This window comes from Mycobacterium sp. 23 (assembly GCF_048287075.1).
In the GTDB taxonomy this organism is placed as follows: domain Bacteria; phylum Actinomycetota; class Actinomycetes; order Mycobacteriales; family Mycobacteriaceae; genus Mycobacterium; species Mycobacterium gordonae_B.
The window spans coordinates 1,846,405-1,871,605 of the sequence record NZ_JBLVUX010000005.1; the positions used below are offsets into that span (position 1 = coordinate 1,846,405).

A 25,201-nucleotide genomic window follows, 5' to 3' on the forward strand; every position below is an offset into this window, starting at 1 on the left:
AACTTACTTGGCGGTGCCGATGCCGCGAGGCCCGCGGGCCATCGACACCACACCCGACTGCACGATCTCGCGGATACCGAACGGCTCCAATACCCGCAACAGCGCCTCCAGCTTGCCGCGGTTGCCGGTGGCCTCCACGGTCAGCGACTCCGGCGACACGTCGATCACGTTGGCGCGGAACAGGTTCACGGCTTCGATGACCTGGCTGCGGGTACCGGCGTCGGCGCGCACCTTGATCAGCGCCAGTTCCCGGTCCACCGAGTTGTCGACGTCCTGCTCGACGATCTTGATCACGTTGATCAGCTTGTTGAGCTGCTTGGTGATCTGCTCGAGCGGTGTCGCCTCGGCGGAGACGACGATGGTCATCCGCGACATGTCCTTCTGCTCGGTGGCACCGACAGCAAGGGACTCGATGTTGAAACCGCGCCGCGAGAACAGCGCCGCCACGCGGGCGAGCACACCCGGCTTGTCCTCGACCAGGACCGAAAGTGTGTGCGTCTTAGGCGATCCGTTGACCATTACGCGTGCCCTTCGGTGATGTCGTCGAAAAGGGGACGGATGCCGCGCGCGTGCTGGATCTCGTCGTTGCTGGTGCCCGCGGCGACCATCGGCCAGACCTGCGCGTCGGCGCCGACGATGAAGTCGATCACCACCGGGCGGTCGTTGATCTCGCGCGCGCGGTTGATCATCTCTTCGACGTCTTCCTCACGCTCGCAGCGCATTCCGACGCAACCGAGCGCCTCGGCCAGCTTCACGAAATCCGGGATGCGGTGCGAGTGGGTGGCCAGGTCGGTCTGCGAATACCGCTCTTCGTAGAAGAGGGTCTGCCACTGCCGCACCATGCCCAGGTTGCCGTTGTTGATCAGCGCCACCTTGATCGGGATGCCTTCGATGGCACAGGTGGCCAGCTCCTGGTTGGTCATCTGGAAGCAGCCGTCGCCGTCGATCGCCCACACCTCGGTGTCCGGCAGCGCGATCTTGGCTCCCATGGCCGCCGGGATGGCGAAGCCCATGGTTCCCAAACCTCCGGAATTCAGCCAGGTGCGCGGCTTTTCGTACTTGATGAACTGCGCCGCCCACATCTGGTGCTGGCCGACGCCCGCCACGTAGATGGCGTCCGGACCCGCGATTTGGCCCAGCTTCTCGATCACGAATTCCGGGCCCAGGCTGCCGTCGCTCTGCGGGTCGTAGCTCAGCGGGTACGTCTTGCGGACGCCCTCCAGGTACTCCCACCAGTCCGTGATGTCGAGGTTGCCGGGAGTGTCATAGTGCCGCAGCATCTCGATCAGTTCGGTGATCACGTTCTTGACGTCACCGACGATCGGCACGTCGGCGTGCCGGTTCTTGCCGATCTCGGCGGGGTCGATGTCGGCGTGGATGACCTTGGCTTCCGGGGCGAACGATTCGAGCTTGCCGGTCACCCGGTCATCGAAGCGGGTGCCCAGCGCGATCAGCAGGTCGCTGCGCTGCAGCGCCGCCACCGCACCCACGGTGCCGTGCATGCCGGGCATGCCCATGTTCAGCCGGTGGCTGTCCGGGAATGCACCGCGCGCCATCAGCGTCGTCACCACCGGGATGCCGGTGAGTTCGGCCAGGTGCAGGAGCTCCTGGGTCGCCTCGCCACGGATGATGCCGCCGCCGACGTAGAGCACCGGCTTCTTCGCGGCGGCGATCAGCTTGGCGGCCTCGCGGATCTGGCGGCTGTGCGGTTTGGTGTTCGGCTTGTAGCCGGGCAGTTCCATGCGCGGCGGCCAGCTGAACGTGCACTGACCTTGCAGCACATCCTTCGGGATGTCGACGAGAACCGCGCCCGGCCGTCCGGACGCCGCGATGTGGAAGGCCTCGGCGATCACCCGGGGGATCTCGTCACCGGTGCGGACCAGGAAGTTGTGCTTGGTGATCGGCATCGTGATGCCGGAGATGTCGGCTTCCTGGAAGGCGTCGGTCCCGATCAGCTGCCGGCCGACCTGACCGGTGATGGCGACGACGGGGATGGAGTCCATCTGCGCGTCGGCCAGCGGGGTGACCAGGTTGGTGGCCCCGGGACCCGACGTCGCCATGCACACGCCGACCCGGCCGGTGGCGTGGGCGTAGCCGCTGGCGGCGTGGCCGGCGCCCTGCTCGTGACGCACCAGGACGTGGCGCAGCTGCTGGGAGTCGAACAGCGGGTCGTACACCGGCAATACTGCGCCACCCGGGATGCCGAAGATGACGTCGACGCCCAATGCCTCCAGCGACCGGATGACCGCCTGCGCACCGGTAAGTTGGTGCGGCGCAATACGTTTCGGCTGGCCAGTGGCCGGCTTCGCGGTGGCTTTCCCGGCGTCCGAGGCGATCTCGGCCGCCTCTTGAGAAGCGGGGGTCGCGGCCGGTGCCGCTGGCTTGGTGGGTGCGCTCACTGTTTCCTCTTCGGTTTTTTCGTATGTGGCGTCTCGGGGCATTAAAAAACCCCCGTCAGCTCAGCTGCTGTACGAGGGTCGCGTTGGTGCTCGATAGAGCTAGTCAGGCACCAACGCGCCGACTAATTACTACGAGCATTCCGAACTCCATAGCGTCCGACGGTAGCCTTCGCACTGCTCAACCGTCAAATCCGGCACCTGGGATCGAGTATGCGATGCCGGCATCGCATGTGCATCGTGGGCTGGAAACAAGCCGGATAGCCGCCACCGTTGCACGCCCGAAGTCATGTCGGCACGCTCGAAAGCGACCCGAGATGCAGGCGGTGCAATGATGCGAGGGTGGTTACCGAGTCGCCCGTAGTCATCAAGCTCTCGCCGATGGCGCATATCGCCGTCGGGTTTTTGACCCTCTGCCTGCTGGTGCCGGTGACGGCCTTCCCGTTCACCGCCCCGATATTGGTGATTCCGGTGTTGTTGTCCGCATTGATCATCCGGTTCCGCACGGTCGCCGACGACCGCGGCGTGACCGCGCGCACGCTGTTGGGCAGCCAGTCGGTGGCCTGGGAGGACATCGACGGATTGCGGTTCCACCGGGGCAACTGGGCGCGCGCGCACCTGAAGAACGGCTCGGAGTTGCGCTTACCTGCCGTCACCTTCGCGACCCTCCCGCAGCTGACCGAGGCCAGCGCGGGCCGGGTGCCCAACCCCTACCGCTGAAACCGCCGGCTCAGGCGATCCTGTCGAAACACTCGTCGATGTTGTTGAGAACGCCGCCCCGGAAGGCGAGAACGCGGGTGAAGCCGGCCGGCATATTCGCACCGTTGACATCACTGGCAGCCACGCCGTTCACCAGCAGTCCGATGATTGCCTTGTCCAGGTCGCCGGCGGTCAACACAAGTTGCTTGCCCGAGGCGATGCTGACCGGCTGAGCCATGTTGCGCTGGGCGGCGCCGGTCAGGCACGCCGTGCGCACCGCGCTCACGGGAGTGTCCAGGGGTAGCCCCCGTTCGTGCTGAATAGCCAGCACATATCGGGAGGTGACGATGGACATCGCGGTGTTGTCGCCTTGCAACATCTGCGGGTCGGTCATTCCTTTCCGGCCGCCGGGCTTACCGATTTGCTGCAGAGCGGGCAGGTCAGCGGTAATGGTGTTGGTTGCCGGGCAGTACGAGGCGCCCTGAGTGGCCTGGGCATCCGAACACGTCGAGGTGCTGAACGACAATGTGGGCGGCGATTTCGGGGTGAAGACCGCATTCAAAATGTCGATCAGCGTGGTCACACTGCCATTGTCGATGGCCACTTCTCCCGCGTCGGTTTCGCCCGAGGAGTCGGTCTGCAACGCCAACGGCTCGTCGCCGCGGCGTTCTTTGATTTCGTTCATGTCTATTTTGGCGCAGGTGGCGGACCCGCTGTCGAATCCCATCTGGAATGCGCTGACCCGATCGAGCCCGGTCCCGTGCGCATCGTCTTCACTTTGCTCGAAGTCAGCCTCCGACATGATCGGGTCCGATGTCTTGAGCATTCCGGCGATCAAATGGCTCAGCGCATCGCCGGTGTTCACCGTGAACCGTGACGAGTGGCCCTCGGCTACCCACCGGATATAGACACCCGCGAAACAATCCGCCTGCTGCTCCTCGACCAGAGTCGGGGTGGTCCTGATGTTGACCAGTCCCCCATTGAATTGCAGCGCGTGCCCGAATTCGTGGGCAAGAATTCCCACCACCGCCATATCGCCGAAGTACTTCTTGGCCGCGGGAAACAGTTGCCCCCGATCCCACAGCACGAGATTGCAATTGAACGCATAGGCGGCGTTGATGACCTTGTAAGTCTTGGAGCGGCACACTATCGGGCTCGACGGGTCGGTGGAATCGTAGGACACCACCGTGCCGACGGCCTTGAACGGCTTCTTGGCCGCAACCGGCCAGTTGTTCTGCCAAAATTCTTCGATGTCATTGAGCGCGAGCATCGCCAGGTGGTCGATTTCGCCATTGTCGGTGTTCTTCACCGTGCCGGTCGGCTTCGGCGCATCGCTGCGCGGCCCACTCGGGCCCTCACTCACCGGCAGGCCGCCCGCAGCGGCAGGGTCGTAGAGACCGGAAACCGCCCGCCCGCTCACCATGCTCGTTGTTCCGCCGCCGCAGCCGGCCAGCACCAGCATGGCACCGCACGATATGACGACGGTCCGGACGAACGCCCTCATTTGCCACCCTCGAGCTGGGGCAGGCCCACCCAGTAGGTCCCGCTGTCGTCCTGAAAAGTCACCTTCAGCTGACGTCGTTGACCTCGCACGGTGACGTCACAGGTGAAACTCCCGCCCTTCTTCACCGTCGGGTCTCGACCGTCGTTGCACCTGACGTCGGAGATGTCGCCGGAGCTGTACCCGGTGATCCGGTCCACCAGGGTCTGCTCGACCTGGGTCTGGACTCCGGCCACGGCGACCTTTTTGCTGTCCCGGTTCAATCCCGATGACACCAACAGCACCACAACCACCCCGACAATCAGCACCGCCGCGACTGCACCGGCAATCAGAAAGGGTTTGCTCTTGGAGCCCTTCGCTTTTGACGTGTCAGGCGAGGGTGTGGGACCGGGCTGACCCCACTGGGGCGGCTGTCCGTACTGGCCGGGCGGTCCGTACTGGCCGGGTCGGCCGTACTGGCCAGGCGCACCGTACTGGCCGGCCGGCGGATACGGCGGACGAGCCACCGGCTGCTGGTACCAGGGGGTTCCGGCCGCCGGCCCCGGATCGGGCCCTCGCCGCGGCTGCTGCGGCCAGGGCGGCTGGTTGTAATCGCGGGGTGTGCTCACCGGTGTCCCCCCATCGGGTCATGCAACACCGCGCCGATCTGCGCAGCACGTGAACGGGCCGCCTCCACGCTAGTTCATCCGCGCGGACGAGGTGCGAAAAGCGCGGCCCGTCAGGCCAGCGGATTCACGCCGTTCAGCAGCACCCACACGGCGATCCCGGCGGCGATACCGGCCAGCAGTGCCACGAAGGACCCGATGAAAGGCCGGTGGGCCCAGCCCCGGCCCGCGTCGAGGCCGTAACGCCCCGGACCGGACAAGATGACGGCGACGGCCATGACGATCAGGCTGATCTGGTATTCGTGCCCGTCCGGCAGGAAGTAGGTGAAGGTGTTGGTGCGCGGACGCGCCGAGGCGGATGCGAGCAGACCGTTGAGCAGGAAAGCCAGCGCTCCCGCGGCCGCGATCGGGGTGAACAACCCCAGCACCAGCAGCACGCCGGCGACGATCTCGCCGCCCGCGCTGACGTAGGCCAGGACGTCGGCGTGCTGGAAGCCGATGTCGTGCAACGAATTCCGGAATCCGTTCACGCCGGATCCGCCCCACCAACCGAACAGCTTCTGCAGCCCGTGCGCGATCAGCACCGCCCCGAGTCCGACTCGCAGCACCAGCAGGCCGAAGTTCTGGGTGCCGCGCCGCCCGGCGGCGCGCATCCGCTCGTCTTCTTCGTCGAAGTCGACGGGTGGGGAAGCGGCGGGGATCTGCCTGCTGGTCGGTTGCGGCTGCACGTACGGCAACGGCTCCTGGGCGTCCAATAGGTTGTAGGACGAGCCGCCGGTCTGAGGTTCGTACGGCGGGATGATCGTCGTGGTGCCGGTGTTGGCGAAGTTGCCCGAGTAGCCGGCGGGTGTCAGGTCGTCTTCGGGGTCGACCAGGCTTGCCGAGGCGGGACGGCCGGAGGTTGGCACTGCGGGCCCGTCCGGCCGCTGCCAATGCGAATCATTCGAACTGGTCACTCGTGTCAGGGTAAGGGCTTTTTTGCTGGAAGCTGGGATTTGAGCGGCGCTTCCGCCTGTTAAATCCGCGGTTGGTCCAATCCCGGCCCCACCAGCCCCTCAGTTACTACCGCCGCTGCCGCCGTTGCCGCCGCGCATTCCTGCCCCGGTACCGGACACCCCGCCTCTTCCGCCGCCACCGAACCCGAGACCATCGTTGCCGCTGTTGCTTTGTTCGCTGTGCGCAAGCGCATGTCCGGCCTCGACAGCCGTGGCCGCGGCCACTGATCGAGCACACAGCAATTATTGGAGAACGAAAGGCGTCCCTTCGCGGCAATCGCCAACACCAGGGGATTTGCGCGGCGAAAGCCCTGGCGGCGGCAGCAGGTGGCGGCCCTCACCGCCGATTCCGTAGCCTGTCGGTCATGCGGATGAGGCGGTCGGTTCGGTGCGCGCTGGCTGCGCTGTCTGCGGCGGTGCTGCTGTCCAGCGGCTGCGCCCGTTTCAACGACGCCCAGTCCCAGCCGTTCACGACGAACCCGGAACTGAAGCCGCAGCCCAGCTCCACGCCTCCCCCGCCGCCGCCGTTGCCGCCCACCCCCTTTCCCAAGGCGTGCCCGGCGCCCGGGGTGATGCAGGGGTGCCTGGAAAGCACGAGCGGCCTGATCATGGGCGTCGACAGCAAGACCGCTCTGGTCGCCGAGCGCACCACCGGCGCGGTCAAGGAGATCTCCGTCAGCGCCGAACCCAAGGTCAAGATGGTCATCCCGGTCGACCCGTCCGGCGACGGCGGCCTGATGGACATCGTGTTGTCGCCCACGTTCTCGCAGGATCGGCTGATGTACGCCTACGTCAGCACACCCACCGACAACCGCGTCATCCGTATCGCTGAAGGCGACGTCCCCAAAGACATCCTGACCGGAATCCCCAAAGGCGCCACCGGCAATACCGGCGCGCTGATCTTCACTACCCCCACCACCCTGGTGGTGATGACCGGCGACGCCGGTAACCCCGCGATGGCGGCCGACCCCCGATCACTGGCTGGCAAGGTGTTGCGCATCGAGCAGCCCACCACGCTCGGCCAGGCGCCCCCGACGACGGCGTTGTCGGGCATCGGTTCGGGCGGGGGGATGTGCATCGACCCCGTGGACGGGTCGCTGTACGTCGCCGACCGCACGCCGGGCGCCGACCGGTTACAGCGCATCACCAAGAAATCCGAGGTCTCCACGGTGTGGACCTGGCCGGACAAGCCCGGCGTCGCCGGTTGCGCGGCGATGGACGGCACGGTCCTGGTGAACCTGATCAACACCAAGCTGACGGTGGCGGTGCGGCTGGCGCCGAAGACCGGTGCGGTGACCGGCGAGCCCGACGTGGTCCGCAAGGACACGCACGCGCACGCCTGGGCGCTTCGGATGTCGCCGGACGGCAACGTCTGGGGTGCGACGGTCAACAAGACCGCCGGCGACGCTGAGAAGCTCGACGACGTGGTGTTCCCGCTGTTCCCGCAGGGCGGCGGCTTCCCGCGCAACAACGACGACAAGACCTGACCGGTCCCTGGCGAGCAGACACAAAAGCGCCCGGGAGCGCATGCTCCATGGCGCTTTTGCGTCTTCTCGCGGCCCTTTAAAACGGCGCGTTGAGGGTGAACCGCATGCCGTAGTTCGGTTGCGCCGAGTTCCGCTCACCGCTGTAGAGCCGCTGCTGCTCCTCCTGCCCCGGCTCGAACTCCTCATCGAGGTCCGACAGGTACAGCAGTTCGTCGGCGTTTTCGGGAGCCCAGGTGGCGACGGGCTCCAGCAGATAGGCCACATGGTCGGCGACCGGGCTGCGGCTCACCGTCCGGCCTACGAACCACGCGGCGGCGTCGTCAAGGATCGGCATTCCCAGCGGACCCGCCCGCCACGAGCAGTGCGCAAACGGGTCGTCCGGGCAATTCCCGAACAGCTCAGCCAGCACCTGCCGGCTGCGCGGCACGACGTGCACCGCGACGTACTCGGACCGGCTGCCCACCTCGTGGGTGCCGCTGCCGGCAGGCAGGCCCACCATGAAGCTGGGCGGCTGCACACTGGTCTGGGTGCCGAAGGCGACCAGGCAGCCCGACGGGATACCGTCGGCCGCCGTGGTCACGATGAACACCGGAGAGTCCAGCATCGACATCAGGTCGTCGAACGGTTCACCCATCACTCCACCATGATGAGTGCGCCGCGGCCGTCGCGGGACTCTTTCCGGTCTTTTCCTACTGAAGTCCTAAGCGGTCACTTGGCAGCCGCAATCGGTGACACGCTTGAAGCCGATAACCCGATCGTCAGGCCTGGCCGCAGGCAGCCAGTACCAGCTCGCGCACCCGCGCCGCGTCGGCCTGCCCGCGGGTGGCCTTCATCACCGCACCGACGATCGCGCCCGCCGCGGCCACCTTGCCTCCCCGAATCTTCTCTGCCACATCGGGATTGGCGGCCAGCGCCTCATCCACCGCGGCCTGGGTGAGCGAATCGTCGCGCACCAGCGCCAGACCGCGCGCCGTCATCACGGCTTCCGGCTCGCCTTCCCCTGCCAGCACACCCTCAACGACTTCGCGCGCCAGCTTGTTGGACAGCTTGCCCTGGTCCACCAGAGCGATCACCTCGGCCACCTGCTTCGGGGTGATCGCCAGTTCTTCCAGGCTAATGCCGGCCTCATTTGCCTTCTGCAGCAAGAAGTTTCCCCACCACGAGCGGGCGTCCTTGCTGGCCGCTCCGTACTTGACGGTCTCGGCGATCAGTTCGACGGCGCCCGCGTTGACGAGGTCCCGCATCACCTCGTCGGAGAAACCCCATTCCTCCTGAATTCTCTTGCGGCTCAGCCACGGCAGCTCAGGGATGGTCTGGCGTAACCGCTCGACCAGCTCGCGGCTGGGCGCGACGGGTTCGAGGTCGGGCTCGGGAAAGTAGCGGTAGTCCTGGGCGGTTTCCTTTGCGCGGCCGGGACTGGTGTAGCCGGCCTCGTGAAAGTGCCTGGTCTCCTGGACGATCGAGCCGCCGGCCAGCAGAACCCCGGCCTGACGCTGCATTTCGTAGCGGACCGCAACCTCGACGCTCTTGAGTGAGTTGACGTTTTTGGTCTCGGTGCGGGTGCCGAATTCGGTGGTGCCTTTGGGCATCAGCGACACGTTCGCGTCGCACCGCATCGAACCCTGATCCATCCGCACGTCGGATACGTCGAGCCCGCGCAACAGGGCCCGCAGCGCCGTCACATAGGCGCGGGCGATCTGCGGGGCGCGCTCACCGGCGCCGACAATAGGCTTGGTGACGATCTCGATCAGCGGTACGCCGGCCCTGTTGTAGTCGATCAGCGACGTCGTCGCGCCGTGGATTCGGCCCGTTTCGCTCCCGATGTGGGTGAGCTTTCCGGTGTCCTCCTCCATGTGAGCGCGCTCGATCTCCACCCGCCAGGTGGTGCCGTCCTCCAGTGGCGCCTCGAGGTAGCCGTTGATGGCGATCGGCTCGTCGTACTGGGAGATCTGGTAGTTCTTCGGCATGTCCGGGTAGAAGTAGTTCTTCCTGGCGAACCGGCACCAGTCGACGATCTCGCAGTTCAGCGCCAGGCCGATGCGGATCGCCGACTCGACCGCGACCCGGTTGAGCACCGGCAGCGAGCCGGGTAGACCGAGGCAGACGGGGCACACCTGGGTGTTGGGCTCGCCGCCGAAAGTGTTGGTGCAGCCGCAGAACATCTTGGTGGCTGTTGACAGCTCGACATGGACTTCGAGTCCGAGTACCGGATCGAATCGTTCGATGACCTCGTCGTATTCGAGCAGCTCAGCACCAGCAACCGTCATAGCAATTGATCCTAATGGGGACCGCGAGCGCGGCGGAGCCGGGCGAAGCGGGTCGCCACCATCGACCCAGTGGGGATCGCGAGCGCGGCGGAGCCGGGCGAAGCGGGTCGCCGGGCTAGCGCCTCGGGAACGTCCGAGCCACCGCGGCGGCCACCTCCAGATAGCAGCGCCGGCTCTCCTTGCTCAACCGGTCCAGCCCGATCTCCGTCCCCCGGTGCACGTGCCGGTCGAACGGCAGCACCACGGTGGCCGCCACCCGCGCCGACAACAACTCGAGTTCCTTCGCCGCCAAAGCGCTCAGCTTGGTCCGCTCGACATGGTTCACAGCAAGCACGGTGGACTCGAGCAACTTGCCATATCCGTTGTGGCGCAACCATTCCAGCGTGATATGAGTCTTCTGCACGGCATCAATCGAGGTGCTGGTGACCACCACGAGGGCGCGCGACTCCGGCAACACCGCCTCCATCACGCCCGACTTGAGTGTCTTGGGGCAATCCACCAACACCAGCGAGTAGTGGCTGCGCAATATCGAGTAGGCCTTGACGAAATCCCGGCGGCCGATGCTCCAGTGGCTGTTGGCGTAGTCCGGGGGGCCGAGCACCTCCAGGCCGGAGCTGTTCATATATGTGTGCGCCCGCACGTCGGCATAACGCGCCACCGACGGGTCGGACAGCAGTTCGGCCATGCTCAGGCTGTTCCGCCTTCCGTGCCGGTCCGCCAGGTCGCCGGCGTCGGCGTCGACGGCGATGACGCGGTCGGAGCGCAGACTGGCGAAGGTCGACCCAAGCGCCTCGACGACGGCGGTCTTGCCGACGCCGCCTTTGAGGTTGAGCACCGCGATAGGGAAAGCCCCGCCGACCGGGGTGCAAATCTCTTCGCGCAGCGCGTTCTCGCGTGCAGCTTCGCGGCCCAGACCCAGGTCAACGCCCACATACCGCCTGACCAGCTTCCGCCAGTCCCCACGGTCGGGCACCTCGGGCTCAATCGCATCCAGGGCAGTTCCGCCCGGAACGCGCTCGCGGCGCACAGGTGGGGCAACCCGGACCGAAGGGACCGAAGGGTTGGACGCGACCGGCGCTCTGAACCGGTCCGGGCGGGGCTGCGGTGGTGCAGGTGGCTGAGACGCGGATGTGTCCCGGCGGAGCGGCTGGGGCACCGTGATGGCCCCGCTATCGCCGTTCACCCGCCGATCTCGATCCGGACCACCCTGTGTCCGGGCCGGTGAAACGGGCCGCTCAAGGACTCCGCGATACGGACCGCGGTTGTTCATATTTGACGTATAGCCGATTCTTAAAAACGAAAAACCTGCCAAAAGGTGAAGGCTGGACTACCGCTGAGCCAACAGACTCAGCCGAAGAACGCGGCCGCGTCGTCGTAGCGGCTCTCCGGCACCAGCTTGAGTTGACGCACGGCGTCGGCCAGCGGCACCCGCCCGATGTCCTGCCCGCGCAGCGACACCATCTGCCCGTATTCGCCCGCGTGCGCCGCGTCGGCCGCGTTGACCCCGAACCGGGTGGCCAGCACCCGGTCGTAGGCGGTCGGGGACCCGCCCCGCTGGACATGGCCCAGGACGGTTACCCGGACGTCCTTGTTGATGCGCTTTTCGACCTCGGCCCCCAGCTGGGCGGCCACACCGGTGAACTTCTCGTGGCCGAATTCATCGAGCCCGCCTTCGCGCAGTGCGATCGAGCCGGCTACCGGCTTGGCACCTTCGGCGACCACGCAGATGAAGTGTGAATCGCCGCGCTGGAAGCGCCGCTTCACCAGCCGGCACACTTCTTCGACGTCGAAGGGCTGCTCGGGGATCAGGGTCATGTGTGCACCGGAGGCGAGGCCGGCGTTGAGCGCGATCCACCCGGCATGGCGGCCCATGACCTCGACCAGCATGACGCGCTGGTGGGATTCGGCGGTGCTGTGCAAGCGGTCGATGGCGTCGGTGGCCACGGTCAGCGCGGTGTCGTGCCCGAAGGTCACGTCGGTGCAGTCGATGTCGTTGTCGATGGTCTTGGGCACGCCCACCACCGGGACGTTTTCTTCCGAGAGCCAGTGCGCGGCCGTCAGGGTGCCCTCGCCGCCGATCGGGATGAGGACGTCGATGCCGTTGTCGTCGAGGGTCTGCTTGACCTGATCGAGCCCGGCCCGCAACTTGGCGGGGTTCACGCGGGCCGTCCCCAGCATCGTTCCGCCCTTGGCCAGCAACCGGTCGTTGCGGTCGTCGTTGCGCAGCTGCATGCGCCGGTTCTCCAGTAGCCCGCGCCAGCCGTCCTGAAATCCGACCACCGACGAGCCGTAGCGGGCGTCGCAGGTGCGTACTACCGCCCGGATGACCGCGTTGAGGCCGGGACAGTCACCACCGCCTGTGAGAACTCCGATCCGCATGTCCTCATCTTGCCCTGTGGCCCCCTACCTGGCGCGAGCAGACGCGAAATCGCATAGAAACCTAGGGTTTCATGCGACTTTGCGTCTGCTCGCCAGGTCTAAATCGCGGTCGGCAAGGCGCCGCGGGCGGCCTCGTAAGCCGCGCCCACACGGTACAACCGGTCGTCGGCCAGCGCGGGCGCCATGATCTGCAGGCCCACCGGCAATCCGTCATCCGGTGACAGCCCGGCCGGCACCGACATGCCGCAGTGGCCGGCCAGGTTCAGCGGGAGCGTGCACAGGTCGAACAGGTACATGGCCAGCGGGTCGTCGACCTTCTCCCCCAGCCGGAACGCGGTGGTCGGGGTCGCCGGCGACACCAGCACGTCCACCGACTTGTACGCCTCGTCGAGATCCCGGGCAATCAGCGTGCGCACTTTCTGCGCCTGGTTGTAATAGGCGTCGTAATAGCCGGCGGACAGGGCGTAGGTGCCGATCATGATGCGCCGCTTGACCTCCGGCCCGAAGCCGGCCGCCCGGGTCATCGCCATGACCTCTTCGGCGCTGTGGGTGCCGTCGTCGCCGACGCGCAGGCCGTAACGCATCGCGTCGAAGCGGGCCAGGTTGCTCGACACCTCGGACGGCAGGATCAGGTAGTACGCCGGCAACGAGTAGTCGAAATGCGGGCAGTCGACCTCGCTGACCTGCGCACCCAACGACTTGAGCTGCTCAACGGCGGCCTCGAACGACGCCAGCACCCCGGGCTGGTAGCCCTCGCCGGTGTGCAGCTGGCGTACCACGCCGACGCGCACGCCGGTCAGGTCGCCCGACGCGCCCGCCCGAGCCGCGCCCACGACGTCGGGCACCTGCGCGTCGATCGAGGTGGAGTCGCGGAAGTCGTGGCCGGCGATCACCTCGTGCAGCAACGCGGTGTCCAGGACGGTGCGGGCGCACGGCCCACCCTGGTCCAGCGACGACGCGCAGGCGATCAGCCCGTAGCGCGACACCGTGCCGTAAGTGGGTTTGACCCCGACGGTGGCGGTCAGCGCCGCCGGCTGCCGGATGGAGCCACCGGTATCGGAGCCGATGGCCAGGGGCGCCTGAAACGCCGCCAGGGCGGCCGCGCTGCCGCCGCCGGAACCGCCGGGAACGCGCTCGACGTCCCAGGGGTTGCGGGTCGGGCCGAAGGCGGAGTTCTCCGTCGACGAGCCCATGGCGAACTCGTCCATATTGGTTTTGCCCAGAATCGGGATGCCCGCCGCCCGCAACCGCACGGTCAGCGTGGCGTCATACGGCGACTGCCAGCCTTCGAGGATCTTGGAGCCGCAGGTCGTCGGCATGTCGGCCGTGGTGAACACGTCCTTGAGCGCCAGCGGCACCCCGGCCAGGGCTGACGGGAGCCGTTCGCCGGCAGCCACCGTCTCGTCCACCGCCGAAGCGGCCGCCAGCGCCTGTTCGGCGGCGACGTGCAGGAAGGCGCCGTAGCGGTGGTCGGTCGCCTCGATCTGGTCCAGACAGGCCTGAGTGACCTCGACCGACGACAATTCCTTGGCGGCGATCTTGGCCGCCAGGGTGGCAGCGTCGAGCCGGATGATGTCTGTCACTGGCTCTCCCCCAGGATCTGCGGCACCGCGAAGCGCCCGTCGACCGCCTCCGGCGCCGCGGCGAGCGCCTGCTGCTGAGTCAGGCAGGGCGCCGGCTCGTCCGGACGAGTCACGTTGACGTCCTTGAGCGGGTTGTCGGTGGCTTCGACGCCGGTCACGTCGACGGCCTGAATCTGGCTGACGTGGCTCAGGATGGCGTCCAGCTGGCCGGCGAAACTGTCCAGCTCGGTCTCGGTCAATGCCAGCCGGGCCAGCCGGGCCAGGTGGGCCACCTCGTCGCGGGAGATCTGGGACACGAGCGAAAAGCCTAACGTGCCGCGGGCGTGAAGCTGGCTTCACGCCCGCCTACCAGCGTGAAGACGGCTTCACGCTCGCGTAGGGGGACCGTCCGGCGGCACCTGCCGACATGCCACTCGCGCGTTGCTGTGCAACAGTGTTGGCCGTGCCGTCGTATCTGTTGCGCATCGAGTTGGTCGACCGACCAGGCAGTCTGGGGTCGCTCGCCGTCGCGCTCGGGTCGGTAGGTGCCGACATCCTGTCGCTGGATGTCGTGGAGCGCGCCGCCGGATACGCGATCGACGACCTGGTGATCGAACTGCCCCCGGGAGCAATGCCGGACACCCTGATCACTGCAGCCGAATCGCTGCCCGGAGTCCGCGTGGACAGCGTGCGCCCGCACACCGGCCTGCTCGAGGCCCACCGCGAGCTGGAACTGCTCGACCTCGTCTCCGCCGCCGGTGACAACGCGTCCAGGCTGCAGGTTCTGGCGGACCAGGCGCCGCGGATCCTGCGGGTGAGCTGGTGCACGGTACTGCGCGATACCCAGGGCAAGGTGCAGCGGCTGGCCGGCAGCACCGGTGCACCCGAAACACGGGCCGATTCGGCACCCTGGCTGCCGATCGAACATGCCCTGACGCTCGACGGCAGCGCCGAATGGGTGCCGCAGGCCTGGCGCGATATGGACACGACGATGGTCGCGGCCCCGCTCGGCGACTCGCACACCGCCGTGGTGCTGGGCCGGCCGGGTCCGGAATTCCGGCCGTCGGAGGTGGCCCGCCTGGGCTACCTGGCCGGCATCGTCGCCACCCTGCTGCGCTGAAGACGGCACGACCGATTGCGCCACAACGGATTTCATCAGCATAATCTGGACGCCCGAGTCGGCCCGCCACTCCCATCCAGGTCGCGGAGCGAATTACCTGGCAAATATACGAAATGTTGCCGGGCTGGACGAATGTGCTGTTAGGGTTCGCATCGGACCGATTTCAGCAAACCAGCTCGATAGCCGCCACATGCAGAGCCACCCTTCACCGGCCAGTTTGCACGCCATCATCACCACGGTGGCCACCAAGCTGCTGGGCGCCACCAGCAGCACCGCCATGGCGAAAACTACGGAGGTCCTGGCTGAGCTCGTTCGTTACCTCGACGTCGATGTCAGCTTTCTGCGGCACAACGACCACACCATCCGCGCCACCGTGTTGGTGGCCGAATGGCCGCCGCGACCACACATTCCGGACCCCGACCCGTTGCACACCATCTATTTCGCCGATGCCGACCCGGTGTTCGCGCTCGCCGAGAACGCCAAGGAACCGGTGATCCTGCGGCCCGAATCCCAGGACGAGAAATACCAGCAGACCATCTCCGAAGCGAGCGGCCTTCCGGCCGTCTCGCTGGCCTCAATTCCACTGCTGTCCGGCGATGTCACCACCGGGACACTCGGTTTCATCAAATACGGCGACCGTAGCTGGAGCGACGACGAGATCAACGCGCTGACCGTGGTGGCCACCATGCTGGCGCAGGTTCAGGCTCGGATCAGCATCGAGAATCAGTTGAGCTATCAAGCCAGCCACGACGATCTGACTGCCTTGCCTAACCGGCGCGCCCTGGTGAACCACCTCGACGGGCGTCTGGCCGCGGGCCAGCCCGGCCCGGTGACGGTGCTGGTGTTCAATCTCGACCGTCTCAAGGCGATCAACGACTACCTCGGGCATGACGCCGGCGATGCGTTCATCCGCGACTTCGCCACCGAAACCAGTGCGGCAATACAGGGGCAGGGCCTGATCGCCCGGATCGGCGGCGACGAATTCGTCGTCGTGCCGGCGGTGACGATGGACCTCGCCGAGGCGAGGCGCCTGGCCGAGCGGCTGAGCTCCCGCCTGACGGATCACGTCGCCATCGGCGGCGAGGTGCTCAACCGCACGGTGAGCGTCGGCGTCGCAACCGGCGACCCCGGGAAGGACTCCAGCCTGGACCTGCTCCGGCACGCCGACGACGCACTGCAATGCACCAAAGGCACTGGCGCGCAACGGATCGGTGTCGTCTCCACCGACGTGATCAACCGGCGCAAGATGCGCGCCGACATCGAGCTGCACCTGCCGGGCGCCATCGAAACCGATGCGCTGACGGTGCTCTACCTGCCCGAGATAGACATGCTGACCGGCAAGATCCTCGCGGTCGAGGCGCTCGCTCGCTGGCAACACCCGACCCGGGGACTCCTGCTGCCCGACGTGTTCATCCCCATCGCCGAATCGCTGAACCTGGCCGGCGAATTGGGCAAGTGGGTGCTCAACGCGGCCTGCGCCGACCTGTCACAGTGGCGGTCCGAAGGCGTCGGCCTCGATACCATGTTGCGCGTCAACGTCTCCCCGGCCCAGCTCGTCGCCCAGGACCTGGTGAACACGGTCAGCAGGATCGTCGGCAAGTTCGGCCTCACCGGCATGGCGATCGGGCTGGAGATCACCGAGAGCATGCTCATCAGAGACGTGGCCAGCACCCGGGCCACGCTGAGCGCACTCACCGACCTCGGCATCGACATCGCCATCGACGACTTCGGCACCGGGTTCAGCGGCATGGGACTGCTCAGGACACTGCCGGTGAGCACCCTGAAGATCGACCGCGGATTCGTCCGGGATCTCGACGTCAGCGCCGACGATCTGGCCATCGTCCGGGCCGTCATGGGGCTGGCCGAGGCGCTCGACCTGAACGTGGTCGCCGAGGGCGTCGAGAGCGAAGGTGCGGCCCGGACACTGCTGAAGGAGGGCTGCGTGCGGGCTCAGGGCTTCCTGTTCCGCCGGCCGCTGTCCGCCTCGGCAACCCGACAGCTGCTCGCCGTCGGCGCAATCGACACCGGATTGCGTTAGTGCGCTTGGGGTTTCACCACCGGATCGTCGTCCTCCCACAGCAGCAGCTGCCGGACCGCCGACCGGGGGCCGTACGGTCGCAGCATCTGGCTGGCCGGACGCGGACGCACGCGTTGCGGCCACCAGAACCAGCGCCCCAGCAGCGCCGCGATTGACGGCGTCATGAACGAACGCACGATGAGCGTGTCGAACAACAGGCCCAGCCCGATGGTGGTCCCGATCTGACCCAGCACCTGAAAACCGCTGAACAGGAAGGCGCACATGGTGACCGCGAACACCAGGCCCGCCGAGGTGACCACGGAACCTGATCCCGCCATCGCCCGGATGATTCCGGTGTTGAGACCGGCCCCGATCTCTTCGCGGAACCGGGAGATCAACAGCAGGTTGTAATCCGAGCCCACGGCCAGCAGCAGGATCACCGCCAGCGCCAGCACCACCCAGTACAGCTTGATACCGAACATGTACTGCCACACCAACACTGACAGCCCGAACGAGGCGCCCAGCGAGAGCGCCACCGTGCCGACGATCACCAGCGCGGCGACCAGGCTGCGGGTCAGCATCATCATGATCAACAGAATCAGGCTCAGTGCGGCGATTCCGGCGATCATCAGGTCGTACTTGGCGCCGTCCTGGATGTCCGAATAGGTGGCCGCGGTGCCGCCGAGATAGAACTTCGCCTCGGCCATCGGCGTGCCCTTCACGGCCTCGTGCGCGGCGTTCCTGATCGGCTCAATATGGGAAATGCCTTCCGGTGTGGCGGGATCGCCTTCGTGGGTGATGATCATTCGCGCGGCCTTGCCGTCGGGCGAGAGAAAGAGCTTGAGCCCCCGTTTGAAGTCGGGGTTGTTGAAGACTTCCGGCGGCAGGTAGAAGGTGTCGTCGTTCTTGGCGGTGTCGAAGGCACGCCCCAGCGCCGTCGAGTTCTCGATGGCCGCGGCGGTCTGCGCGTAGATTCCGGACAGCGTGGCGTAGTTCGCCATCGTCAGGTCGTGGTTGGTCTCCTGACTGGCGATCTGTTGCGGGATCAGAGCCACCAGTTTGGGCTGCAGCGCGTCGAGTTTCTCCAGGGTGGACGTGAGGTCCTCAAACCGTGACGTGAGTTGGTCGATCCCGTCCAGGGCGTCCAGCACCGACCTGATTGCGAAGCAGGCCGGGATATCGAAACAGTGCTTCTCCCAATAGAAGTAGCTCCGAATGGGCCGGAAGAAGTCGTCGAAGTTGGCGATCTTGTCGCGCAGGTCGTTCATGATGGCGACGGTGTCGCGGAAACTCTGGGCCTCGCTGTGCGTGGTGGCCGCAAGTTCCTGCTGCAGGGTGTACTGCTGGCGCAGGATGTCGATGCCCTTCGACAGCTCACCGGCCTGGCGTAGCAGGTCGTCGGCGCGATCTCGTTGGTAACGCAGGTTTTCGGTCTGGTTGGCGCTCTGCGCGCTGATCTGGAACGCCAGCGAGGTGTGGTTGAGCGGAGTGCCCAACGGCCTGGTGATGGACTGCACCTGCGCGATGCCCGGTAGGTGGAACACCGCCTTGGCAACCCTGTCCAGGATCAGCATGTCGGCCGGGGTGCGCATGTCGTGGTCGCTTTCGAGCATCAGCAATTCCGGTTCCAGCCGGGCCCGCGAGAAATGCCGCTCGGCAGCGGCGTATCCGACGTTGGCCGGCGCACTCTCCGGCATGTAGGGGCGGGTGTCGTAGCTCGTTTTGTATCCGGGCAGGGTGAGCAGGCCGATGAAGGCCAGGGCGCACGCCACCGTCAGCACCGGACCCGGCCAGCGCACGATGGCCGTTCCGATTCGGCGCCAGCCGCGGGTCCGCATCGCGCGTTTGGGTTCGAAGATGCCGACCCGGGCGCCCAGGGTCAGCACGGCCGGGGCCAGTGTCAACGCGGCGACCAGTGCGACGAGGATGCCCAGTGCCGCCGGTATGCCCAGACTTTGAAAGTACGGCAGCCGGGTGAAACTCAGACAGAACACCGCACCCGCCACGGTCAGTCCCGAGCCGAGAACGATGTGGGCGGTGCCGCGAAACATGATGTAGTAGGCCGTATCCCGGTCTTCGCCTGCGCTGCGCGCTTCCTGGTAGCGCCCGACGACGAAGATCGCGTAGTCGGTCCCGGCGGCGATCACCAACAGGGTGAGCAGGTTGGTTGCATAGGTCGACAACCCGATGATGCCGGCGTTGCCGAGGAAGGCGACGATGCCGCGGGCCGCGGCCATCTCGATCAGGACCGTCACCAGCACCAGCAGCATGGTCAAGAAGGAGCGGTAGACGAAGAGCAGCATCAACGCGATCACCCCGACGGTGATGCCGGTGACCTTCGCGGTCCCCTTGCTTCCGACGTCGAACTGATCCGAGATCACTGGCGCCGCGCCGGTCACGTAGGCTTTGACACCCGCCGGGGGTGGTAGGTGTTCGATGATTTCCCTTACCGCGCCGACGGATTCGTTGGCCAGCGCCGAACCCTGGTTGCCGGCGAGATTCAGCTGCACGTAGGCGGCCTTGCCGTCGGAGCTCTGCGACCCGGCGGCGGTCAGCGTGTCGCCCCAGAAGTCCTGAACGTGCTCGACATGTTTGCGGTCGGCCTCGAGCCTGCGGATCAGCGTGTCGTAATACCGGTGGGCGTCGGCCCCCAACGGCTGATCACCTTCCAGCACCACCATGGCGGTGCTGTCGGTGTCGAACTCGTGGAACTTCTGGCCGATGCGCTTGGTCGCCTGCAGCGACGGCGCGTCGGCCATGATCAGCGCCACGTTGTGGGTCTTGCCCACCTCTTCCAGTTGCGGCACCAGCGCGTTGGAGACACCGGCCAGCACCACCCAGAACAGCAGTATCGGCACCGAGAGCCGGCGGATGGTGTGCGGAATTCGGGGCAGCTGCTCGTTGCTCATCCGGACTTGTCCAAACAGAAGGTGTAGGCGTTGGGTGTGTTGACGGTGCGTTCGTCCTTGACGTCGCCGTTGACGGTGATCCGGCACGAGAGGGTGTCACCGCTGCCTTGTGCCACAACGTTTCCCAGGACCGCCGGCTCGGTGGTCGTGATGGTGAACGACCACGGCAGAACGGCGTTGACGACCTCCTGCGGCTGGGCGTTGACGTCGAGGTAGTTGATGGTGGCCGTCGCCCCCGGGGCGCCGAAGACCTCGAGAACGACGTGTTTGGGGTTGAACGGGACGATCTCATTGGAGATGCCGTGGCCGGCCGACGCGCTCTTGCCGGCATTGAACATGCCGTGCAGGCGGTAGATGGCAAATCCCGCGGTCACCACGACGACGACCGCGACCAGCGCCATCCATCCCCTCCTGAACCAGGATGTCCGCGAAACACCTTTCACCCGTTGACCTTTCGATGATCGGGCGATTCCACCGGCGCGCCGGCACGTTCTCTGGCTTTGACAGTACGGTACTGGACCGTACTGCACAAGAGACGCGCGCGTGCACTTTGCTAACCGCCGGTGGCGGGCTGTGTCAGACCGATCGGGTCAGGCCGGGCAGGATGAAGCCGTCCACCAGGGCCCGCACGGTGCGGCTGTCCGGCGGCCGGTTCGGGATGATGGAACGGTAGATGAGGTACCCCGGCAGCAGATCCCACAACTCGTCGGTGACGGCCGCCTCCGCGATTTCGCCCCGGTCGACCGCCTGCCGTAATACGCCCTGAATAAGCGCTTTTCGCTGATCCAGGAACTGATGCTGCATTGCGTCGGCCAGGGCCGGGTGGCGCGACACTTCGACGAGCACCGCGCGGATGGTGCTGGACTGTTGGGCTGCGTGCTCGCAGATGGTTTCGCCGATCTTGACGAGGTCGCCTCGCAGTGAGCCGGTGTTGGGAGCCACCGCGACCTGGCAGACACCCTCGATGAAGGCCGCCAATACCAGTTGGGCTTTCGAGGGCCAGCGGCGATAGACGGTGGCCTTGCTGGCGCGGGCGGTGTTGGCGACGGCGTCCACCGTCAACCCGTCGTACCCGTGTTCGGCCAGCAGCTGCAACGTCACAGCCAGCAGCTCGGCTTCACGCGGCGACCACGGAGATGCGTCCGTGGGGAGTTCCGCCGTGCCCGCCATAGCGCCCACGATAGGACTCCGGCCCTAGTACGGTCCAGTACCGTACCGATTCACTCCGGTTCGGGCTCGGTTTCCGGCGGTCCCTCGGCCAGCAATCTGCGGAACCCGTCCTCGTCGAGGACCGGCACGCCGAGTTCGACGGCCTTGTCGTATTTCGAGCCGGGCGAGTCCCCCACCACGACGAACGAGGTCTTCTTCGACACCGAACCGGCCGCCTTGCCACCCCGGCTGACGATCGCCTCCTTGGCATCGTCGCGGGAGAAGCCGGCCAGCGAGCCGGTCACCACGATGCTCAGCCCCGCCAGGGTGCGGGGCACGCTGTCGTCCTGCTCGTCGGCCATCCGTACACCGGTGGCGCGCCACTTGTCGACGATGTCGCGGTGCCAGTCGACGGTGAACCAGTCGGTGACCGCGGCCGCGATGGTGGTGCCCACCCCTTCGACGGCGGCCAGCTGGTCGGTCGTCGCCTCGGCAATCGCGTCGAGGCTGCCGAAGGCGGCCGCCAGCGCGCGCGCCGCCGTCGGCCCCACATGACGGACCGACAACGCCACCAGGACCCGCCACAGGGGCGCGGCCTTGGCTTTGTCCAGGTTGGCCAGCAGGCGCCGGCCGTTGGCCGACAGGTCGCCGGCCTTGGTCCGGAACAGCTCGGTGCTCAGCAGGTCCTCTTCGGTGAGACTGAACAGGTCGCCTTCGTCGGAGATCGCCCCGGACTGCAGCAGCGCGGCCCCGGCCTCGTAACCAAGCACCTCGATGTCCAGTGCGTTCCGGCTGGCGACATGGAAAACGCGCTCGCGCAACTGCGCCGGGCAACCCCGGGCGTTGGGGCACCGGATGTCGGCGTCACCCTCCTTCTCCGGCGCCAGGGTGGTGCCGCACTCGGGACACGTTGTGGGCATGACGAATTCGTGTTCCGAGCCGTCGCGCAGGTCGACCACGGGGCCCAGCACCTCGGGGATCACGTCGCCGGCCTTGCGGATCACCACGGTGTCGCCGATCAGCACGCCCTTGCGTTTGACCTCCGAGGCGTTGTGCAGCGTGGCCTGCGCCACCGTCGAGCCCGCCACCTTGACCGGAGTCATGAACGCGAACGGAGTGACCCGGCCCGTGCGGCCGACGTTGACCCGGATGTCGAGCAACTTGGTCTGGGCCTCTTCCGGCGGGTACTTATAGGCGATCGCCCAGCGCGGGGCCCGCGATGTGGAACCCAGCCGGCGCTGCAACGCCATCTCGTCGACCTTGACCACCACACCGTCGATCTCGTGGTCCACCTCGTGGCGGTGTTCACCCCAGTACTCGATGCGCTCCTGGACCGACGCCAGGCCGGTGACGACGGTGGTGTGCGTGGACACCGGCAGTCCCCACTCCTTGAGCGCCAGGTAGGCCGCATGCTGACTGACCGGCCGGAAACCCTCGGTGTGCCCCAGCCCGTGGCAGATCATCCGCAGCTTCCGGCGGGCGGTCACGGCGGGATCCTTCTGGCGCAGCGAGCCGGCGGCGCTGTTGCGCGGATTGGCGAACGGCGCCTTGCCCTCCTCTACCAGGCTCGCGTTCAGGGCGGCGAAGTCGTCGACCCGGAAGAAGACCTCGCCGCGCACCTCGAGAACATCGGGCACCGGGTATTCGTCGCTGGGGGCCAGGCGCAGCGGCACGTCGTCGATGGTGCGCGCGTTGAGGGTGACGTCCTCGCCGGTGCGGCCGTCTCCCCGCGTCGCCGCGCGCGCCAGTCGTCCGTCCCGGTACACCAACGACAATGCGACGCCGTCGATCTTGAGTTCGCACAGGTAGTGCGCCTCGTCCCCGACCTCGGCGTGCACCCTGGCCGCCCAGGCACTCAGTTCCTCGGCGCTGAACGCGTTGTCAAGGCTCAGCATCCGCTCGAGGTGCTCGGCCGCCTCGAACTCCGTCGCGAACCCGGCGCCGCCGACCAGTTGGGTGGGCGAGTCGGGTGTGCGCAGCTCGGGGTACTCGGCCTCCAGCGCCTCCAGCTTGCGCAGCAGCTGGTCGAATTCCGCGTCGGTGATGACCGGCGCGTCGCGCACGTAATAGCGGAACTGGTGTTCGCGTACCTCCTCGGCCAGGTCCTGCCATGCGCGCATCACTTCGGGCCGTAGCACCTCGGGAGACGTCACCTTGGCAGGCTATCCGCTCGCGCCGACATTGCCGTCATGGTCGCGCCAGGGACGACATCACAGCCCTCCCGGCAATGTCGGCGAACGGGCCCTAGTCCTCCACGTAAGCGCGCAGCCGGTCCACCGCGGCGTCCCAGCGCCGCGACAACTGGGCGAGATAGTCGCCGGCCTGGGCCAGCGGCTCGGTCCGCACCGTCCACACTCGTTCGCGGCCGCGCCGGCAGCTGCTCACCACTCCCGCCGACTCCAGCAGCTGCAGATGCTTGCTGGCCGCCTGCCGGGTGACCGGAATGGCCTGTGTCACTTGGGTTGTCGAGCTCGGACCCACCTCGCACAGCCGCACCACGATGCGCAGCCGGTTGGCGTCGCCGAGGGCATCGAACAGCGGCGCGCCGACGGCCGTCATGCGAGATCCAGATAGCGGCGCACCAAATCGGTCTGAATCGCCCAGCCCTCGGAGTTCGCCTCGAAGGAAGGACCGCGGCGCGCCTCCGGTATCGCGTCGAAGCCCGACTCGACGATGGTGAGCGATACCCCGCCGGAAACCTCGGCAAGGATGAACTCCACCAGCGTGGTGTCCTCGCGGTCGGGGTCGATAGGCCAGCGGTAGGCGAACCGCCTGGGCGGTTCCACCGCGACGATCTGCCAGCGGCTGGCGACGCCGGCGTGGGGCTCCTGACGCTTTGCGACGTCGGCGTCAACCTCGGTGGGCGTAATTGTCGCGGTGACCTCTCGGCCCTCGACGAACGGACCGTCGAACCGGACGCCGAACCAGCGTCCGAACTGCTCCGCATCGCTGATCGCCGCCCACACCCGCTGCAGCGGCGCCCGCAGCAGGACCTGCTTCTCGATCCGATCACTCTCCATGCGCAACCTCCTGGTTGCGTATTACCCCATCACGCCAGGCCCAGAAAAGCAACCAAATGGTTGCGCAAGGATCTAGATCGCGTCGGGATCCCGGGTGAACGCCTCGGCGGCGTCTCGGGCCAGCCCGATGGCGGTGCGCGCCCACTGGGGCGTCGCGCCCGCCAACCCGCACGCGGGGCTGACACCGACGCGTCCACGCAGGGACGAACGCCCGAACCCAAGCCGGTCGGTCACCCCGACCACCCTGGTGGCCACCTCTTCGACCGACGGCCGGCGCTCGGGCGCACTGCTGTCGACCACCCCCAGCACCACGGCGCGCCCCGTCTCCAGGAAAGCCGCGATCCCATCCAGCTCGGCGGCGCGCAGCGTGTTGACATCCACCGATACTGCGTCAATCCCGGTGCGCCCCAACATGTCCCACGGGAGGTCCGGAGCACAGGTGTGCAGCATGACATCGACGCCGACCACCTCGACGCACGTTGTCAGCAGGGTCTCGGCCACCGCCTCGTCGAGCGAGGGCACCGGGCTCAGCGCGGTGACACCGGTCAGCCGTCCGCCCAGCGCGGCCGGCAGCGTCGGTTCGTCGAACTGCACCACCACCGGGGTGTCCAGCCGGCGCGACAGCGCGGCGCGGTGGGCGGCGACCCCTTCGGCCAGCGAGGCGGTCAGGTCGCGCAGCGCCCCCGCGTCGGTGATCGCGCGGTGACCGTTGCTCAGCTCCAGCCCCGCCGCCAGGGTCACCGGCCCTGGCGCCTGCACCTTGACCACGCGGTCCCCGCCCCGCAGGCCCGCGGTCTCCCACGCCTCCTCCAGCGCGTCCATGTCCTCGTCCAGCATGCTGACGGCCCGGCGCGTCACCGCACCCGGACGGGAGGCGATGCGGTAGCCGCGCGGCACGGTGTCCAGGGCCACGTCGACCAGCAGGGCCGCGGCACGCCCGAGCATGTCGGCACCCACCCCGCGGGCCGGCAACTCGACGAGATGGGCCAGCGCTCCGGCCAGTTCACCGACGACGACTTCGGCGGCCTGGCGCGCGGAGGTGCCGGGCCAGGATCCGATGCCGCTGCCCTGTGCGAAACCACTCACCGGCCAACC

The 25,201-nt window shown here is 67.0% G+C and carries 23 protein-coding genes; 4 read left to right on the forward strand and 19 right to left on the reverse strand.

The genetic code is table 11. The annotated features are described in order from the left end of the window. Positions 1-3 precede the first annotated feature (3 nt). The gene (gene ilvN, locus ACNQS7_RS09355; RefSeq protein WP_418012338.1) at positions 4-519 is read right to left on the reverse strand and encodes an acetolactate synthase small subunit; all 516 of its coding nucleotides are present in this window, start codon (positions 517-519) and stop codon (positions 4-6) included. After that, positions 519-2,336 carry an acetolactate synthase large subunit gene (locus ACNQS7_RS09360; protein ID WP_418015945.1) on the reverse strand — a complete coding sequence of 606 codons (1,818 nt, stop codon included), beginning with the start codon at positions 2,334-2,336 and terminating at the stop codon, positions 519-521. The genes ilvN and ACNQS7_RS09360 overlap by 1 nt, the downstream gene beginning before the upstream one ends. 441 nt (positions 2,337-2,777) lie before the next feature. On the opposite strand from ACNQS7_RS09360, the gene ACNQS7_RS09365 reads away from it, so the two are divergent. Beyond that, positions 2,778-3,116, forward strand: a complete 339-nt coding sequence (locus ACNQS7_RS09365; RefSeq protein WP_396891083.1) for a PH domain-containing protein — start codon at positions 2,778-2,780, stop codon at positions 3,114-3,116. A 10-nt stretch (positions 3,117-3,126) separates the two neighbouring features. On the opposite strand, the gene ACNQS7_RS09370 is transcribed toward ACNQS7_RS09365, so the two are convergent. From ACNQS7_RS09370 to ACNQS7_RS09385, 4 genes are all read right to left on the reverse strand, one after another. Further along, positions 3,127-4,599 carry a neutral zinc metallopeptidase gene (locus ACNQS7_RS09370; protein WP_418012339.1) on the reverse strand — a complete coding sequence of 491 codons (1,473 nt, stop codon included), beginning with the start codon at positions 4,597-4,599 and terminating at the stop codon, positions 3,127-3,129. Beyond that, positions 4,596-5,204, reverse strand: coding sequence for a DUF4333 domain-containing protein (locus tag ACNQS7_RS09375; protein ID WP_418012340.1), 609 nt, complete (start codon positions 5,202-5,204; stop codon positions 4,596-4,598). The genes ACNQS7_RS09370 and ACNQS7_RS09375 overlap by 4 nt, the downstream gene beginning before the upstream one ends. Before the next feature lie 110 nt (positions 5,205-5,314). Then, on the reverse strand, positions 5,315-6,157 hold the full coding sequence (locus ACNQS7_RS09380; RefSeq protein ID WP_418012341.1) for a DoxX family membrane protein: 843 nt from the start codon (positions 6,155-6,157) through the stop codon (positions 5,315-5,317). Between the two features lie 99 nt (positions 6,158-6,256). Beyond that, positions 6,257-6,421, reverse strand: a complete 165-nt coding sequence (locus tag ACNQS7_RS09385; protein WP_418012342.1) for a hypothetical protein — start codon at positions 6,419-6,421, stop codon at positions 6,257-6,259. Positions 6,422-6,561: 140 nt separating this feature from the next. On the opposite strand from ACNQS7_RS09385, the gene ACNQS7_RS09390 reads away from it, so the two are divergent. After that, positions 6,562-7,683 carry a PQQ-dependent sugar dehydrogenase gene (locus tag ACNQS7_RS09390; RefSeq protein WP_418012343.1) on the forward strand — a complete coding sequence of 374 codons (1,122 nt, stop codon included), beginning with the start codon at positions 6,562-6,564 and terminating at the stop codon, positions 7,681-7,683. 76 nt (positions 7,684-7,759) lie between these two features. Here ACNQS7_RS09390 and ACNQS7_RS09395 read toward each other — a convergent pair whose 3' ends face one another. The 6 genes from ACNQS7_RS09395 to gatC form a co-directional block, all read right to left on the reverse strand. Further along, entirely contained in the window at positions 7,760-8,317 is a 558-nt protein-coding gene (locus tag ACNQS7_RS09395; protein ID WP_418012344.1) for a flavin reductase family protein, read from the reverse strand. Between the two features lie 124 nt (positions 8,318-8,441). After that, positions 8,442-9,950, reverse strand: a complete 1,509-nt coding sequence (gene gatB / locus ACNQS7_RS09400; RefSeq protein WP_418012345.1) for an Asp-tRNA(Asn)/Glu-tRNA(Gln) amidotransferase subunit GatB — start codon at positions 9,948-9,950, stop codon at positions 8,442-8,444. Between the two features lie 115 nt (positions 9,951-10,065). After that, positions 10,066-10,923: a MinD/ParA family ATP-binding protein gene (locus tag ACNQS7_RS09405; protein WP_418012346.1), complete on the reverse strand. Its 858-nt coding sequence runs from the start codon at positions 10,921-10,923 to the stop codon at positions 10,066-10,068. Positions 10,924-11,297: 374 nt separating this feature from the next. Continuing rightward, positions 11,298-12,329 (reverse strand): ATP-dependent 6-phosphofructokinase, encoded by a 1,032-nt coding sequence (locus tag ACNQS7_RS09410; RefSeq protein WP_055576467.1) that lies wholly within the window; start codon positions 12,327-12,329, stop codon positions 11,298-11,300. 98 nt (positions 12,330-12,427) lie between these two features. Further along, a complete protein-coding gene (gatA, locus tag ACNQS7_RS09415; RefSeq protein WP_418012347.1) occupies positions 12,428-13,912 on the reverse strand; it encodes an Asp-tRNA(Asn)/Glu-tRNA(Gln) amidotransferase subunit GatA in 1,485 nt (494 codons plus the stop codon). Beyond that, entirely contained in the window at positions 13,909-14,208 is a 300-nt protein-coding gene (gatC, locus tag ACNQS7_RS09420) for an Asp-tRNA(Asn)/Glu-tRNA(Gln) amidotransferase subunit GatC (protein ID WP_310785224.1), read from the reverse strand. Before gatC ends, gatA begins: the two co-directional genes overlap by 4 nt. Before the next feature lie 146 nt (positions 14,209-14,354). Here gatC and ACNQS7_RS09425 point away from each other — a divergent pair, with 146 nt between their 5' ends. Further along, positions 14,355-15,011 (forward strand): amino acid-binding protein, encoded by a 657-nt coding sequence (locus ACNQS7_RS09425; RefSeq protein WP_156452292.1) that lies wholly within the window; start codon positions 14,355-14,357, stop codon positions 15,009-15,011. A 190-nt stretch (positions 15,012-15,201) separates the two neighbouring features. Continuing rightward, complete coding sequence (locus tag ACNQS7_RS09430) at positions 15,202-17,049, forward strand: EAL domain-containing protein (RefSeq protein ID WP_418012348.1); 1,848 nt, start codon at positions 15,202-15,204, stop codon at positions 17,047-17,049. Here ACNQS7_RS09430 and ACNQS7_RS09435 read toward each other — a convergent pair. From ACNQS7_RS09435 to ACNQS7_RS09465, 7 genes are all read right to left on the reverse strand, one after another. Continuing rightward, positions 17,046-19,937, reverse strand: a complete 2,892-nt coding sequence (locus ACNQS7_RS09435) for an RND family transporter (RefSeq protein WP_418012349.1) — start codon at positions 19,935-19,937, stop codon at positions 17,046-17,048. The two genes, ACNQS7_RS09430 and ACNQS7_RS09435, sit on opposite strands and share 4 nt — an antisense overlap. Further along, on the reverse strand, positions 19,934-20,338 hold the full coding sequence (locus tag ACNQS7_RS09440; RefSeq protein WP_418012350.1) for an MmpS family transport accessory protein: 405 nt from the start codon (positions 20,336-20,338) through the stop codon (positions 19,934-19,936). Before ACNQS7_RS09440 ends, ACNQS7_RS09435 begins: the two co-directional genes overlap by 4 nt. A gap of 175 nt (positions 20,339-20,513) precedes the next feature. Further along, positions 20,514-21,107 carry a TetR/AcrR family transcriptional regulator gene (locus ACNQS7_RS09445; protein ID WP_418012351.1) on the reverse strand — a complete coding sequence of 198 codons (594 nt, stop codon included), beginning with the start codon at positions 21,105-21,107 and terminating at the stop codon, positions 20,514-20,516. A 50-nt stretch (positions 21,108-21,157) separates the two neighbouring features. After that, complete coding sequence (gene ligA, locus ACNQS7_RS09450; RefSeq protein ID WP_418015946.1) at positions 21,158-23,206, reverse strand: NAD-dependent DNA ligase LigA; 2,049 nt, start codon at positions 23,204-23,206, stop codon at positions 21,158-21,160. 124 nt (positions 23,207-23,330) lie between these two features. Further along, complete coding sequence (locus tag ACNQS7_RS09455; RefSeq protein ID WP_418012352.1) at positions 23,331-23,645, reverse strand: ArsR/SmtB family transcription factor; 315 nt, start codon at positions 23,643-23,645, stop codon at positions 23,331-23,333. After that, entirely contained in the window at positions 23,642-24,106 is a 465-nt protein-coding gene (locus tag ACNQS7_RS09460; RefSeq protein ID WP_418012353.1) for an SRPBCC family protein, read from the reverse strand. The genes ACNQS7_RS09455 and ACNQS7_RS09460 overlap by 4 nt, the downstream gene beginning before the upstream one ends. Before the next feature lie 72 nt (positions 24,107-24,178). After that, positions 24,179-25,192, reverse strand: coding sequence for a methionine synthase (locus ACNQS7_RS09465; RefSeq protein ID WP_418012354.1), 1,014 nt, complete (start codon positions 25,190-25,192; stop codon positions 24,179-24,181). Positions 25,193-25,201 lie beyond the last annotated feature (9 nt).